Annotated in this window: 12 protein-coding genes; 6 read left to right on the top strand and 6 right to left on the bottom strand. The window is 57.5% G+C overall.

Features of this window, described 5'->3' with window-relative positions; translation table 11 throughout:
• The first annotated feature begins 4 nt into the window (after nucleotides 1-4).
• The 4 genes from trkA (at nucleotide 5) to hflX (ending at nucleotide 4564) form a co-directional block, all read left to right on the top strand.
• Nucleotides 5-1381 (top strand): Trk system potassium transporter TrkA, encoded by a 1377-nt coding sequence (gene trkA / locus ACR0NN_RS00775; RefSeq protein ID WP_170683665.1) that lies wholly within the window; start codon nucleotides 5-7, stop codon nucleotides 1379-1381.
• Nucleotides 1381-2922: a TrkH family potassium uptake protein gene (locus tag ACR0NN_RS00780; RefSeq protein ID WP_170718770.1), complete on the top strand. Its 1542-nt coding sequence runs from the start codon at nucleotides 1381-1383 to the stop codon at nucleotides 2920-2922. The genes trkA and ACR0NN_RS00780 overlap by 1 nt, the downstream gene beginning before the upstream one ends.
• A gap of 131 nt (nucleotides 2923-3053) precedes the next feature.
• Entirely contained in the window at nucleotides 3054-3293 is a 240-nt protein-coding gene (hfq, locus tag ACR0NN_RS00785; RefSeq protein WP_005982826.1) for an RNA chaperone Hfq, read from the top strand.
• A complete protein-coding gene (gene hflX / locus ACR0NN_RS00790) occupies nucleotides 3293-4564 on the top strand; it encodes a GTPase HflX (RefSeq protein ID WP_480683710.1) in 1272 nt (423 codons plus the stop codon). The genes hfq and hflX overlap by 1 nt, the downstream gene beginning before the upstream one ends.
• On the opposite strand, the gene ACR0NN_RS00795 is transcribed toward hflX, so the two are convergent.
• From ACR0NN_RS00795 to hemB, 4 genes are all read right to left on the bottom strand, one after another.
• A complete protein-coding gene (locus tag ACR0NN_RS00795; RefSeq protein ID WP_170683668.1) occupies nucleotides 4561-4956 on the bottom strand; it encodes a nuclear transport factor 2 family protein in 396 nt (131 codons plus the stop codon). The genes hflX and ACR0NN_RS00795 overlap by 4 nt on opposite strands.
• A gap of 103 nt (nucleotides 4957-5059) precedes the next feature.
• Nucleotides 5060-7522, bottom strand: coding sequence for a penicillin acylase family protein (locus ACR0NN_RS00800; RefSeq protein ID WP_170718774.1), 2463 nt, complete (start codon nucleotides 7520-7522; stop codon nucleotides 5060-5062).
• 162 nt (nucleotides 7523-7684) lie between these two features.
• Nucleotides 7685-8257 (bottom strand): YSC84-related protein, encoded by a 573-nt coding sequence (locus tag ACR0NN_RS00805; protein WP_170718776.1) that lies wholly within the window; start codon nucleotides 8255-8257, stop codon nucleotides 7685-7687.
• Nucleotides 8258-8400: 143 nt separating this feature from the next.
• Nucleotides 8401-9399, bottom strand: coding sequence for a porphobilinogen synthase (gene hemB / locus ACR0NN_RS00810; RefSeq protein ID WP_170718779.1), 999 nt, complete (start codon nucleotides 9397-9399; stop codon nucleotides 8401-8403).
• Nucleotides 9400-9519: 120 nt separating this feature from the next.
• Between hemB and ACR0NN_RS00815 the strand changes: the two genes are divergently transcribed.
• Nucleotides 9520-10047, top strand: coding sequence for a component of SufBCD complex (locus tag ACR0NN_RS00815; RefSeq protein WP_170718781.1), 528 nt, complete (start codon nucleotides 9520-9522; stop codon nucleotides 10045-10047).
• 18 nt (nucleotides 10048-10065) lie between these two features.
• Nucleotides 10066-13521 carry a transcription-repair coupling factor gene (mfd, locus tag ACR0NN_RS00820; protein WP_170718783.1) on the top strand — a complete coding sequence of 1152 codons (3456 nt, stop codon included), beginning with the start codon at nucleotides 10066-10068 and terminating at the stop codon, nucleotides 13519-13521.
• Here mfd and ACR0NN_RS00825 read toward each other — a convergent pair.
• Complete coding sequence (locus tag ACR0NN_RS00825; protein ID WP_170718784.1) at nucleotides 13518-14195, bottom strand: SH3 domain-containing protein; 678 nt, start codon at nucleotides 14193-14195, stop codon at nucleotides 13518-13520. The genes mfd and ACR0NN_RS00825 overlap by 4 nt on opposite strands.
• Nucleotides 14192-15856 carry a tetratricopeptide repeat protein gene (locus ACR0NN_RS00830; RefSeq protein ID WP_170718786.1) on the bottom strand — a complete coding sequence of 555 codons (1665 nt, stop codon included), beginning with the start codon at nucleotides 15854-15856 and terminating at the stop codon, nucleotides 14192-14194. Before ACR0NN_RS00830 ends, ACR0NN_RS00825 begins: the two co-directional genes overlap by 4 nt.
• Between the last annotated feature and the right edge of the window lie 51 nt (nucleotides 15857-15907).

Consider the following 15907-nt stretch of genomic DNA (forward strand, 5'->3'; position numbering starts at 1 on the left):
GAGCATGAAGGTCATCATATGCGGTGCCGGTCAGGTTGGCTGGCAGATTGCGCGTCACCTTTCGGGCGAATTGAACGATGTAACGGTGGTCGACAACAACCCCGATCTGGTACGCCGCGCGACCGAGACGCTGGATGTGCAAGGGATCGCAGGGTTCGCCAGTTATCCAGATGTACTGGACCGGGCAGGGGCACGCGATGCGGATATGATTATCGCTGCGACGCATTCGGACGAGGTGAACATGGTCACCTGTCAGATGGCGCATTCCGTGTTCTCAATCCAGCGCAAGATCGCGCGTCTGCGGTCGAATTCTTATCTTGAGGCGATCCATTCTGACCTCTATCGCCGCGATCATCTGCCCATCGATGTGGTGATCAGTCCTGAACGCGAGGTTGCTGCGGCTGCGATGCGGCGCCTATCGGCGCCTTCGGCCTTTGACACCGAGATATTCATGGATGGCAAAGCACAGCTTTTGGGTATTCGTGTCGAAGAAGATTGCCCGATCGTCAATACTCCGCTGCGCCAGTTGACTGACCTTTTTTCAACGCTCAGTTCGATTGTGGTTGGGGTCCGCCGCGAAGGGACATTGTTTGCGCCGGAATCCGAGGATCAGCTGTTTGTGGGTGACGAATGTTATGTCTTCACCAGCGTCAAAGATGTCGACCGCACGATGGAGGTGTTCGGCAAAGCTCAACGCCAGCAGGACCGGGTTGTTATTGTTGGCGGTGGCAATGTCGGGTTGGAAGTGGCGCGCACGCTGGAAGAACGCGAAAGCCGTGTACGCGCAAAGATAATCGAGCGGGATCGCAAATGCGCCGAAATCGCCGCCGAAGCGCTGGAGCGGACGATTGTTCTGAACGGCGACGGGCTGGATTCCTCCTTGCTGAGCGAGGCCGGTATCGAACGCGCCGATGCGATGCTGGCGGTCACCGATGATGATCGCACAAACATGCTGGCTGCGGTGCGCGCCAAGGGCGAGGGCTGCGCATTGGCTATTGCCTTGATCAACGATCCCAGCATGGTCGCGCTGATGGGCCCGCTGGGAATTGACGCCTATATCAACCCGCGCGCCACAACTGTCAGTTCCATCCTGCGCCATATCCGGCATGGACGCGTGCGTCAGGTCTATTCCATTGGTGATGCCGAGGCCGAGGTGATCGAGGCCGAGGTTCTTTCGACCTCGCCCATGGCCGGGCAGAAGCTGCGTGATATTGATTTCCCCGAAGGTGTTCTGGTCGGAGCCGTGCGCAAAGGCGACGAAGTTCTGCGCCCGACGGGCAGTCTGCGCATCGACGAAAAAGACGTGGTGGCGATCTTTGCCATGGCCAAGGATGTGCCCGAAGTGGAACGCCTGATGCAGGTTTCCATCGATTTCTTCTGATGTTGCAGGCACGTGGACAGCAACGGATCGGGGTTCTGCGGCGATTGCCGCTGCTGCTGATGATCTGGGGTATTGTATCGCTGGCGATGTGGATCCCTGCGGCTTATGCGCTTTCGCTCGATGATCACCATACTTCGCGGTCGTTCTTTTACTCCGGTTTGCTGGGGATTTTCGCAGTCTCGATCATCGCGTTGGCGATGTCGAATCGAAGGCCTCGGCGTGGTACGCTTGGCCAACTCGCGGTTCTGCTGGCCGCGTTCACCGTGTTGCCGATTTTTCTGGCGATACCGTTTCATGACGCGCTGGGGACAACCAGCTTTCTGAATGCATACTTTGATATGGTCAGTGCGTCGACCACGACCGGTGCGGACTTGTTTCCCGATCCCGCGCGCCTTTCCGCTCCGCTGCACCTGTGGCGCGCATTGGTGGGCTGGATGGGCGGCCTGCTGATGTGGATATCGGCTGCAGCGATTCTTGCCCCTTTGTCTTTGGGCGGGTTCGAAGTGACTGCAAGGGGGCAACCGGGTCGACCTGTATCCGGCGTGGCGCAAAGCGAGAAGACAGATCCGCGCGGCCATTTGATCCGAGTATCTCGTACTCTGGCTCCGGTTTATGCGGGGCTCACAGTTGTGATCTGGGTCTTGCTGCTGATTGCGGGAGAGCAGGGTTTGACTGCGGTCTGCCACGCAATGTCCGTGATGGCGACGTCGGGCATCTCGCCCGTTGGCGGGCTCGAGGGATCGACGGCTGGCATCACAGGCGAAGCGATCCTGTTCCTGTTTCTCTTCTTCGCTTTATCACGCCTGACCTTTTCGACAGATACCGCGACCTCGGGCTATACGAGGTTGGATAAAGACCCAGAATTCCGGATTGGCATCTTTATCGTAGTCGCCGTCGCCGCCCTGCTTTTCGTGCGGTTCCTGGCTGGAACTGCTGAATTGGGCATCGCGGTTGAGGTGCAGCAAGCGCTTGGTGTGATCTGGGGCTTTGTATTCACGGCAATGTCTTTCCTGACCACTGCCGGTTTTGAAAGCGCCAACTGGAATGACGCACAGCAATTATCGGGTCTTGGTACACCGGGTCTGATCCTCATGGGGCTCGCGCTGATTGGCGGTGGTGTTGCGACCACGGCCGGAGGTGTCAAATTGCTGCGCGTGTTCGCACTCTATCTCAACGGCAAGCGCGAGATCGACAAACTGATTTATCCGTCCTCGGTCAGCGGTGAAGGCGGGGGTAACCGCCGCATCCAAAGTGATGGTGCCTTCATCGCCTGGATCTTCCTGATGATGTTCGCCCTTACGTTGGCTCTGTTTGATCTATTGCTGGCTGTGATGGGCGTCGGGTTTGAGCAGGCCATGGTTCTGAGTGTTGCCGCACTGAGCACGACGGGGCCGCTGATTGAACTGGCGACGGATGTTCCGATCCGATTGATTGACCTGTCGGGTGGGGCCAAGCTGACGCTGTGTGCGGCGATGGTCATCGGGCGGCTTGAGACGCTTGCCATCGTTGCGCTGATTACGCCTACGCTGTGGCGCGATTGACCCTGCGTCAGGCACCTGGTGTTACTGCCTGATTTTTCATCTGGAATATCTGTGCGCGGCACTCCATACTCTGCCGGAGGGAGCGCGTTGGTCCGCAGCGCGTAGCAAGAACAATGGCGAGATAATAAAATATGGCTTCGGACAGACAGAATCTGCAGGACGCGTTCCTGAACAATGTACGGAAAGCAAAGGTCCCGGTCACAATATTCCTGATCAACGGCGTGAAATTGCAGGGTGTGATCACCTGGTTCGACAATTTCTGTGTGCTGCTGCGCCGCGACGGACAGTCGCAGCTGGTTTATAAACACGCGATTTCGACCATCATGCCATCACAGCCGATCAACCTGTATGAGGGCGAAGACGCCTCTTGATGGAACATGAGAGGGCGTGCACCCGGGCTTGGGTGCTGCATCCCGAAATCAAATCAGATGAACAGCGCCGCGTCCCCGAACCGGCGCTGGAAGAGGCGGTGGCATTGGCTGCCGCTTTGCCCGATCTGGATGTGGTCGGGTCTGAAATCGTGCGCCTGCCGCGCGCGCAAGCCGGGTTGCTGTTCGGCAGCGGTAAGATCGAAGAGCTGGCCGAACGTCTGCATGACCATGAGATCGAGCTGGTTTTGATCGATGGGCCAGTGACTCCGGTTCAGCAGCGCAATCTGGAAAAGGCGTGGAAGGTCAAAATCCTCGACCGAACTGGCTTGATTCTAGAGATTTTCAGCGATCGTGCGCGCACCCGCGAAGGTGTGCTGCAGGTCGAGATGGCCGCGCTGAGCTATCAGCGCACGCGTTTGGTAAGGGCGTGGACCCACCTTGAACGCCAGAGGGGTGGTCTTGGGTTTGTCGGCGGTCCCGGTGAAACGCAGATCGAGGCCGACCGGCGCGCCATTGATGAACAACTGGTCCGCCTACGCCGTCAGTTGCAGAAAGTCGTAAAGACCCGAACCCTGCATCGCGCTGCGCGGGCCAAGGTGCCTTATCCGATCGTGGCTTTGGTCGGATATACCAACGCTGGAAAGTCCACACTGTTCAACCGGCTCACCGGGGCCGAGGTGATGGCCAAAGACATGCTGTTCGCCACGCTGGATCCGACGATGCGGCGGGTGGAATTGCCGGACGGCCCTGAAGTGATCCTGTCGGACACGGTGGGTTTCATCTCGAACCTGCCAACGGAACTGGTCGCCGCCTTCCGCGCCACGCTGGAAGAGGTGCTGGGCGCTGATCTGGTGGTGCATGTCCGTGATATCAGCCACGAAGAGACTGAGGCGCAAGCGCAGGATGTCGAAACGATCCTGGCCTCACTTGGTGTCGAAGATGATCGACCCCGGTTGGAAGTCTGGAACAAGATTGACTTGCTGAGCCCTGAGGACCGCGAGGCGCCGCTGGCCCGGGCCGAACGTGATCCGGCGATCTTTGCTATTTCGGCGGTCACTGGTGAGGGCGTCGAACCGTTGCTGTCAGAAATTGCGACGATCCTGCAGGGCGCACGGCATGAAACGACGCTGTCCTTGAGCTTTGCCGAAGGCCAGAAACGCGCGTGGTTGTTCCGTCAGGATGTGGTGAAGTCTGAAGAACAGACCGACGAAGGCTTTGAGATCAAAGTGCTTTGGACTGACAAGCAAGCATCTCGATTCGCGGCGCTCTAGTTGCCGTCGATTTGACGCTGATAGTCTTCGGCGTCGAACCAACCAAGGGAAGATTGGACCTTATTGTCTGCCGATAGCTCCCACTCCTCCCAACCGCGCGTTACAACACGATTGCCGGTCTCAGAATGATGGCCTTCAAGCGTCCAGACAAAGATGGCGTGACCTCCGGCCCACCGCATCATGTCGCAACGTACCTCAAGGTCTGGGAATTCGGCATAAAATCCTCGGGCCATATCGGCGATAGCTGCGTGGCCTTGCAGCGGGTCGCCACGGTTGATGCTGATCTGGCCATCAGGAGCAAAAAAGCTGGCGACTGCATCGGGATCACCCGAACTCCAAGCGATAGCATAGTCGCGTGCGAGATTGTTTATGGTATCGCGAAAACTACCCATATTGCCCCCTGTTGCACGAATGCAGTAACCAAATCAGTTTAGGCGAATATGGGCGGATGCGTCCACGCGGTGTAATAAAAGGGGCGAGGATTTGCCGATCAAGTCAGCGCGGGTTCAGCAGGGTGACACCGACTGCTGCTGCACGCGCCAGATCAATATCCAGAGACATCGGTATGTATTCACCACGTCGCCACAACTGGGCTTGATCGTCATAATAACGAGACAGGAAATGACCCGATTGCCCCGTCGCAGTGATGAAGACCGAGCTGTCGGGGTCTGCAAAATCATATACGCCGCGATAGCCCGCACCATGGACGTTCTGGAACGGATCAGGCCCTTGGCCCGAGGTGCGCCCTCGTAGCAGGGTGTTGTCACCTCCGCTGGTGGATTGTCGGATATTGACGAAGAACCGCAACACCGGAACCTCGCCCAGAACAGGATGGTCGTGGGTGGCCTGATGCGCATCGCCCCAACGCAAGGATTCAAGCGCGGTGCCATAGCGTTCAGAAATCCAGATAATCGCATCGTCCAGCGCCAGCCGTGCCATGTCGGTGCAAGTCTCAACCGGAGCGCTCTGGCGCACGTTGCACCAGATCGAGGCGCCGTCGATGTCACGATACACACGCTCAATGAACAGCGGCTCGACATGCTTGTATTCAGCAGCCAGCGGACCAAGTTCATCCGAGATCAGGCGGATTTGTAACGCGCGCAACCACGCGGCGTAGATCAACGGTTCCGGCAAATGTTCGTTCATCTCACCGTTCCAGTTGGCCAGCAGATCCAGAGCGATCTGTCGTTGCCGTTCCGGAGTGCCTTCGGGCGCGGATTCACCGGTGAACCAGAGATCAGCACCGATCAGTGGCAGCAGCGAGCGTGCCGTAAAACTGACGGTATCCAGTTGAGCTTCTATAAAGCTGTCGCGGGTATGAACCTCGCGCGACTGCATTAGACGTTCCCAGCGATTGATGCGCTGAGTGTCGCCCCATTCGTAAGAGACGTGATTGGGGAAGGGACGGTCGATGATCTTGTTATTGGTATTGCCCAGCACTCCGCCAGCCGGGGCTACGAATTCAGGATTGTCGGCATAGGGCAGGCGGCCTTGCCAGCGATTACGCTCAAGCCAGCCGGGGGTGGGAATGCGGCCACGGCTTTGATTGTTCAGATCGCGCCTTGGCATTGCACCAATCAATTTCAGGCCAATGGTATCTTTGTCGATGAGGGACAGGTTCTGCGACGGTGCGATGAAATCTTCTGCTACATCAATGGCTTCACGGACAGTATCGGCATTCATCAGCGCCAATGATGCACTCATCGATGTATCGCGCGGGCTGAGTGCGCTCCAGGACAAAGACGCTACATGACCTTGGGGTGTGATGGTTTCTAGATCATAATGCGTCCCCGGCAAAACGGGTCCATTCTCGGTCCAGAGCAGGGTCAGGGTGATCGGGGCAGCGTCCTTGATTTCGATGATCGAGGGGCGGGACTGGAATTGTTTGTAGCCGTCCGGCGTAAGGTATTCCTCCGGATTGTCCGGGTTCAGCTGTTCGATGTGAACGTCTTGATCATCCAGATAGGAGGATGTCAGCCCCCACCCCAAACGCTCACTCCGCCCTGCTGAAATCGCCGGAATACCGGGGATGGTCGCACCGATCACACCGCCTTTGGCCAACTCCAACCGGGCAAGATACCAGATGCCGGGGGCAGTGAAGCCCAGATGTGGATCATTGGCCAGCAACGTGCCTCCGCTGGCGGAACGGGACGGTGCTGCAGTCCATGCATTTGATGCGCCGGCCAAGCCGCGCTGGGGAAAGGGCGACAGGGCCACATCATGCATCGGCGCGCTTTGCGCATAGCGCGGCAGGTTGGGGAACAACGCGGCGTATTCAGGCAGCGCAGCGGTGCCGGGGCCGGGAACGTCGGGTAATATGTCGGCCAGCCGCGCAGGATCGTTCAGCATCAACGAAGTGCGCGCGCGCAATACTTCATCGGCAAGATGGCCGGAAAGTTGCAGGCTCATCAGCTTCATAATGGCCAGACTGTCTCCCGGTTGCCAAGGCGGTACGGGTGCGTTGAACAAGAACATCTCGGGCGCACCACGGCCCAACGCCTCTTCGTTGATTTCAGTCAGGCGCGCGTTGATCCCGGCGGAATATGCCCGCAATACGGCTTTGGTATAGTCATCCTGAACTTCGACTGAACGATGCGCGAGGCCGTAGAGGTCCAGTCGTCGCAGCAGCTTGTCGATCGATACGGTTCGCTGGCCGAATACTTCGGACAAACGGCCTTGCACGGTGCGGCGCAAAACAGTCAATTGCCACAGTCGGTCTTGCGCATGGGCGTAGCCAAGGCCGAAGAACACATCGGGGTCAGACTGGCCCAAAACATGCGGAACATTCGCTGTGTCGCGCACAATCTCGACCGGTGCGGTTATCCCTTCAACCTCAAGGCTTTGATTGTATTCGGGCAGGGACTGGCTGGCCAAAAAATAGACCAGCCCAACTGCGGCAACTGCCAATAGGATCAGGCCTGTTGTAAGCCTCACCAACCAGCGAAAAACCAGACCCATCTGTCCCCCAAGATTCTAGCCTATTCGTTGGTGCCGAGGTTATCGGAACCCCTGCTGAACCGAAAGAGGAATGCACTGGAAATTGTGGAAATTCATTAAAACTCAAAGCCCCGCCACAAGATGTAGCGGGGCTCATCAGAGGGGGGAGGGTGGTATCTGACGTTAGGGGATAATGCGCGTGTATTTGGTGCCTTCGACGGTTGCGCCAAATTTCAGGCCAGCCTGCCCGAAGACAGCGGCCAGCACGGGTTTGCGCAGTTGGTTCGTGTCGGTTGAAAGCGATTCACCCGTCGCATCGACGACGTAACCGATATCGGCCCCGGCGGTCCAACCGCTGGACCGGCGGAAATCATTCAGCGCCTCTTCGGTCATGAAGAACAGGACGTGCGCATATTGCTGCGCACCAATCTGCAGCCCTGCGCTGCCAGAGATCGCCGAGTAATAATCGACTGTCGCGCCGTCAATACGCAACGCGCCCTGACCGTAAGCGCCACCAAAGATAAATCCGGCATCGGTGATCAGCGGCATGACCAGCATGCCATTGGCCTTGTTGGCGATTTCCAATGTGTTTGGGTACTTGCTGTACATTTCGTTCAGCGTCGCATCGACGCGCGCGTCGAGTGTAACCGCGTTGGTGTTCCCAACGCCATTACCGCAAGCGGCGGTCAGCGTCAGCGCGGCCATGCCAAAAGCAAAACCGCGACGGCTGAGTCGGGGGGAGTTTGAACTGCTCATGTTTCTCTGTCTCTGTGTATGTGCCTGATTTGTCGGGTATTCCCGATCTTGCTTGCAAGAATACGCCGATTGCGCCTGCCTGTCACGGGAAAGCTGTGCTGCAGGCGCAGCAAATCGGCGAAAAATCGCGAAAATCTACGGTGTTAGCTTTGGAGGACGCGCGCTGCCTCGGGGGCAAAGTAGGTCAGGATGCCATCGCATCCCGCGCGCTTAAAGGCCAGCAGGCTTTCCAGCATGACCTTCTCGCCATCGATCCAGCCGTTTTGGGCCGCCGCCTGGATCATCGCGTATTCGCCTGACACCTGATAGGCATAAGTAGGTGCTCCGAAGCTGTCCTTCACTCGGCGACAGATATCCAGATATGGCATGCCAGGTTTGATCATGACCATGTCGGCACCCTCGGACAGATCGCGTTCGATCAGGCGCAGCGCTTCGTTCGAGTTTGCAGGGTCCATCTGATAAGTTTTTTTGTCGCCGGTGAGCGCACCAGAGGCACCCACCGCATCGCGGAATGGGCCATAAAAGGCACTTGCGTACTTGGCGGCATAGCTGAGGATCATGACATTGTGATGCCCGGCTGCCTCAAGTGCGTTGCGCATCGCGCCAATGCGTCCATCCATCATGTCCGATGGTCCAATGATGTCGGCACCGGCCTCGGCTTGGGCCAGCGTCATTTTAACCAGCGCTTCGATCGTCTGATCGTTCACGATCTCACCATCGACCACATAGCCGTCATGTCCGTTGATGTTGTATGGATCCAGTGCCACGTCTGTCATCACCGCGATATTCGGCGCGGCTGTCTTGATCGCGCGGATGGCGCGGTTGGACAAGTTGTCCGGGTTCCAGGCCTCGGCGCAGTCTTCAGTTTTTAGATTGGGATCGGTGTAGGGAAAGATGCAGATTGCAGGAATGCCAAGGGCTTGCGCCTCGACCGCGGCTTTTGCGATCAGATCGACCGAAAGACGCATGACACCGGGCATTGAGGGAACAGGCTGTTCTATTCCCTCACCATCACGCACAAAAACAGGCCAGATAAAGTCATCCACCGTAACCGTATTCTCGCGCACCAACCCACGGATTGCCTCGGATTGTCTTGCCCGGCGAAAGCGGGCTTTGGGATAGGGGGCAATGGTGGGTTTCATGGCGCACTCTCCTTGAACAATTCCGCATTGGGTGGCATGAATTCCCGGTGGTCTCAAGGGTAACAATGGACGCATCGTTGTGATGACGGTCCCTGCGGACGTTGAATAAAGGGCAGACGCTTGGACATATACTCTTCGATCTTCGAACTCATCGACATGCGGAGCTTTTCGAATCTTTGGTATTGGATCGGGTTGGCCGTTCTTTGGTCATCGGCCAGTCATTGGGCGATGGGCGTGCCTTACGATCTGGTGATGCGTGCGCGCCGAACCGGAGGGCAATCCGAACAGGATCTGCTCGACATTGTGCGGATAAACTCAAACCGGCTGCTATACATTGTAGATACGTCAGGTTTGATCATTTTGGCCATTTGCTGCTTTGTTTTGACCGGGCTGGCAACACTTGGGTTCTTTTATGGCGTGGAATTCGGCCAAGCCGTTTTTTTGCTGCTCTTCCCGATGTGCTTCGTCATGATGATCAATATCGCGGCTGCACGCAGGCTGGGACGGATCGAGGCGACGGTTGAAAACGTTTCGAAAATACTGATGCGCTGCCGAATATTTACACAGATCATCGGTATGTTTTCTATCTTGATCACTTCGCTTTGGGGCATGTATCAGAACGTTTCGATTGGCGTCCTGGGCTGGTAGTCTCTGAAAGGCATAATAATGACGGCTCCGAACCACGTAACTGTTGGCGGCGCCCCCGAGGGGTTTGATGCGCAGCTTGTCCTGAATGAGGTTGCACGCTCGGGCAGTCCGGTCTGCCATGTTGCGCGCGATGACAAGCGAATGGAAGCGATGCGGGCTGCGCTTGCGTTCTTTGCGCCTGACATGCCGGTGTTCATTTTCCCCGGATGGGATTGCCTGCCCTACGATCGGGTTTCCCCCAACGCGGATATTTCTGCAGCACGGGTGGCGACATTGGCTGCCTTGGTGCATCAGATGCCGCAGCAATTTGTGCTTCTGACCACGCTGAATGCGGCAACGCAACGCGTGCCTGCGCGCGAGGTCTTGCGTGAGGCCGCATTCACCGCCCGCGTAGATCAGCGCATTGATGAGGACGCGCTGCGCAATTTTTTAGTGCGTATGGGCTTTACGCAGAGCCCCACAGTCATGGAACCCGGCGACTATGCGATCCGTGGCGGTATCATCGATATCTTCCCTCCTGGCGAGAGCGGGCCTGTCCGGCTGGACTTGTTCGGCGACGTTCTCGACGGCGCACGCCGGTTCGATCCTGTCTCGCAGCGCACGACCGAAAAGCTTGAGGTGGTCGAGCTCGCACCCGTCTCCGAAGTCATTCTGGACGATGCAGCGATCACCCGATTTCGCCAGAATTATCGCATCGAATTCGGCGCGGCTGGTACGGATGATCCGCTGTATGAGGCCGTCAGCGCAGGCCGTAAACATCAGGGTATCGAACATTGGCTTCCGTTCTTTCACGAAAAGCTGGAGACGCTGTTCGACTATCTGCCGGGGGCCACGATCTCACTGGACGATCAGGTGACGCCTGCTCGTCTGGCGCGGTGGGATACAATCGCCGATCAGTATGAGACGCGAAAGCTGGCGCTGGAAAATCGCTCGCGCATGGATACGGTTTATAAGCCCACGCCACCCGGTCTACTTTATCTGGACGACACCGCATGGGAAGGCGTGGTCGAAGATCGGCGCGTACTCCAGTTTAATCCGCTGCCCCAAGCAAGCGGTCCGGGTGTCATAGACGCCGGCGGTCGGATCGGGCGCAACTTTGCCCCTGAGCGGCAGCAGGAAAGTATCAGCTTGTTCGGCGCACTGGCCAGCCATATCAGCGACAAGATGTCCAAGGGCCCGGTTCTGATTGCGTCTTATTCCGAAGGTGCGCGCGAACGTCTTACGGGATTGATCGAAGATGAAGGTCTGGCCGAGGCGATCCCAGTGACGGATGGAACTCGGATTGGCAAACGCGGCTTGCATCTTGCTGTCTGGGCTTTGGAGCATGGGTTCGAAGCGCCCAATCTGACCGTGGTCTCGGAACAGGATGTGTTGGGCGACCGGTTGATCCGCCAGCCTAAGAAACGCCGCAAGGCCGAGAATTTCCTGACCGAGACGCAATCCCTGACACCCGGCGATCTGGTGGTTCACGTCGATCATGGGATCGGGCGCTACAAAGGCATGGAGGTTGTCACCGCCGCCGGTGCAGCGCATGAGTGCCTTTTGCTGGAATACGCCGAACAGTCAAAGCTTTATCTGCCGGTCGAAAATATCGAACTGCTGTCGAAGTACGGCCATGACGAAGGGCTGCTGGACCGACTGGGCGGCGGAGCATGGCAGGCCAAGAAGGCCAAGCTGAAAGAGCGCATTCGCGAAATGGCGGACAAGCTGATCCGCATCGCCGCCGAGCGCGCCTTGCGGAAAGCTCCGGTGATGGACCCGCCGCCCCACGCATGGGAGGAGTTCAGCGCCCGTTTCCCCTATCAGGAAACGGATGACCAGTTGCGCGCGATCTCTGAAGTGATGGAGGATATGCACTCGGGCGCGCCGATGGATCGTCTGATCTGTGGCGATGTCGGGTTTGGCAAAACCGAGGTTGCGATGCGTGCTGCATTTGTTGCTGCCATGTCGGGCGTTCAGGTGGCGGTTGTTGCACCGACGACTTTGCTGGCGCGCCAGCATGCGGCATCGTTCAAGGAGCGCTTCCGGGGGTTCCCGCTGGAGGTTCGGCAATTGTCGCGTTTCGTGTCCGCGAAAGAGGCGCAGCAGACCCGTGACGGGCTGGCGCGTGGAACTGTGGATATTGTGATCGGGACCCATGCGCTGCTGGCCAAGGGGATACGGTTTAACAATCTGGGCTTGTTGATCATCGATGAGGAACAGCATTTTGGCGTAGGTCACAAGGAACGGCTTAAACAGCTGCGTTCCGATGTGCATGTGCTGACGCTGACCGCAACACCGATCCCACGTACTCTGCAATTGAGCCTGACCGGGGTGCGAGACTTGTCGATCATAGGTACCCCGCCCATCGACCGTCTGGCGATCCGAACTTATGTCAGCGAGTTTGATGCGGTGACAATCCGTGAGGCGCTGTTGCGCGAACACTATCGGGGGGGGCAGAGCTTCTATGTCGTTCCACGCATCTCTGACCTGCCAGAGATTGAGGAATTCCTGAAAGAACAACTCCCCGAGCTGACCTATGTGGTGGCCCACGGTCAGATGGCAGCAGGCGAGCTTGATGACCGCATGAACGCCTTTTACGACGGCAAGTATGATGTGCTGCTGGCCACAACGATTGTGGAAAGCGGGCTGGACATCCCGACTGCGAACACGATGGTCGTGCATCGGGCGGACATGTTCGGCCTTGCGCAGCTTTATCAGATCAGGGGCCGGGTGGGGCGCTCGAAAACCCGCGCTTATGCTTATTTGACGACTAAACCGCGCGCGCGTCTGACCGCGACTGCCGAGAAACGCCTGCGGGTTCTGGGCTCGCTCGATACGCTCGGTGCGGGGTTCACTCTGGCGTCGCAGGATTTGGACATTCGTGGCGCGGGTAACCTGTTGGGCGAGGAACAATCGGGCCAGATGCGCGATGTGGGCTATGAGCTTTATCAGTCGATGCTGGAAGAGGCGATTGCCAAGATCAAAGCAGGTGAGATGGAAGGCCTGTCGGATGCCGATGACCAATGGGCACCCCAGATCAATCTGGGCGTGCCGGTTCTGATCCCCGAGGATTATGTACCCGATCTGGATGTGCGTTTGGGCCTCTATCGCCGCCTGTCGTCCCTTTCGACGAAGGTCGAGCTGGAAGGCTTTGCAGCGGAATTGATCGATCGCTTCGGTGCGCTACCGAAAGAGGTAAACACCCTGATGCTGGTCGTCCGCATCAAAGCCATGTGCAAACGCGCAGGGATCGCCAAGCTGGACGGAGGGCCAAAGGGCGCAACGATCCAGTTTCACAACGACAAGTTCGCCTCGCCTCAAGGGCTGGTCGAATTCATCCAGAACCAGCGTGGGCTTGCCAAGGTCAAGGACAACAAGATTGTGGTGCGGCGTGATTGGAAGAAAGACAGTGACAAGATCAAAGGGGCTTTCGCGATTGCTCGTGATCTTGCCGAAAAAGTCATGGCGGTAAAGAAAAAGGCAAAAGCCTAATCCCCGGTCACAAAAGTGCAGAGCTGCCAGTCACCTGAATCGGATTTCACGAGGGCAGCGCGGTAGCCGGACATTGAGGTTAGAAAGTCGTTATATATGAAACCCGGGGTCCCATCTGTCAGCCTGACCTTTTGATAGGGATTGTCCGGTTGAAAATCGGGGACGATTACGACCTCATGGCTAACTAGACCAATGATTGTTCCGCTGATGGATGGGGACTGACGCAATGATACCCGCTCGGCCGGGACGAAATATGCAGTGAATGGGTCAAGTGAGGCGGGAAGAGTGATCTGCCAATGCGCTGGCATCCAGAATTCACCTTGATCATCGAAATACCCCGGTTGCGACAATGTATTTTGCAGGTCGGCCCAATAGGCGTCACGGAGTTCGTCGGCCTCGTCCTTGAATTCGTCGCCCAGCAATTCTGGTGGAACAGTCAGGTTCGTACGGAACTCATCAGGGCCTCCTTTGCTGCCATGGCTGAGGTAAATATCAGGGCAGGCCGCAGCCACCACTGCGTCGGTATCGCGCGCTTCAATATGTGCGCGCAGATCTGCTCTGAACGCCTGTAAAGACGGATCCTGTCCGGCTTCGTCCACCGGCGGAAAAGACTGGCGCTGCGCAAATGCCGGGCCACAGATCAGCAGGGTCAGAACCAACAGGAACAGTTTCATTCAGCAGCTTTCATCGCGGCTTGGGCGCAGAAGCAGGATGCTCCGACGGCCCGGTCTGCTCGGGCAAGAGCGAGATCCAGCCGTTGTTGAACTTGCTTAATTTCCACGTTTTCACCACGCGCTTTCAGGCAGTCATGCAGGCCCTTTAGGCTCCAGACGTTATCAGGATGGATTGAGGCGCGGCTGAGGGTTCCACCAAGGCCCAGATCCTCGCGATAGACTTCTTCGGCCTCAGCTACATGACCCTGTTCAAACAGCAGTGCCCCCAGGGCGTGGCGGGTTGGCTGCATCCATCCCCAAGGCTCGTCATAAGGCAGCGTATCGTCCAGCTCGACCGATCGGCGCAGGTGTGCATAGGCGATCTCATAGTTGCCTTTGCGATACTCGATTTCCCCGCGCAGCATTTCGCCGGCGATTTCAAGCAGATCGATAACGCGGTTGTTGTGCAGGCGGCGGGTCTCTGGCACGCAGGTTTTTGCGGCCAGAAACAGCTGTTCCTCGGCCTCGGCCTGTTCGACTTTGCCGGTGGCCGCATGGGCGACTGCACGGGCGTAGTGCGTGGTCGCGGTCAGCGTACGAAAGAGATCAGGATCATCGGGCAGTTCCAACGCCTTAGCCTCTTCCCAGCGCCCAAAGCGGATCAGTATATGCGGGCCCATGGACATGTAGCTTTCGAAGTAATCCGCCATGGGCGGACTTTCGATCCGCAGCATATCCTCGGGCGTTGTATCCCATAGTCCCTGATTGGCACGCAGGGCGGGTTCCATCTGGCCCAGGAACAAGGCACCATAGATCGTGAAGTGATAATTGTGCTGGCGATATCCGGTGTAAATGTTGAAGGCGCCTTCGCGTTCATAATACTTCAGGTCGGCCACCGAAGCCTCTTCGTTCCACTGCACTACATTGTGGTAGTGGCCGCATAGAACGTCGATATGCGTTGGCATATGCACCAGATGCCCCGCATCAGGCACCAGAGTGCGTAGGATATCCCCTGCCTTGAGGGCCTTTTCAGGTGTCGGCGACATCTCCATCAAATGGACGTAGAGATGCAGAAGGCCGGGATGAGACATCGCTGCAGGGTCTTCGGCCATGGCGGTTTCTAACGCCTTTTGCGCCTCGAGCGTGGCAGCCCCCTCGGCAGGTTGACCGGATTTCAGATCCCACATCTGCCATGGGGTCAGGTTCAGCAGCGACTCCACATAAATCGTCCGCAAATCCAGATCGTCGGCGTGATCCGCAAAGGCTGCCCGCATGGCGTCGGCATAGTCATAATCCCAACGATGCATTTCCTCGATCGGGTCCCGCTGTGGGTAGCGCGCGGGCAGGGCGCGGATTAGTGCCCGTTCCACCGGGGTGCAGGTATCCAGCAGTGCAATCGCCCGTTGTGTTGCATCATAGGCAGTTGCCAGCGCTTTGATTTGGCCTTGGTCATCACGCAAATCCCACGGCAGGTTGTAGTTTGGGCCGGCTGCATAAGCGACACCCCAATGAGCCATTGCGCAGTTGGGATCATGCTCGGCTGCCTTCTGGAAGCACGAGACAGCCTCGTCATGGTTATAGCCATAGGTCCAGACCAGCCCTCGATTGAACCAAAGCTGCGCCTCGGGTGATGCCGTGGTAATGGCACAGGAATATGTGCCCAGATCATAGTAATCACTCATAACGCCCCCTCCCGACGAATTGCGGGAAGGTTAGCGTTTTTCAGGCGCTCT

Source organism: Ruegeria sp. BA2, assembly GCF_056539605.1.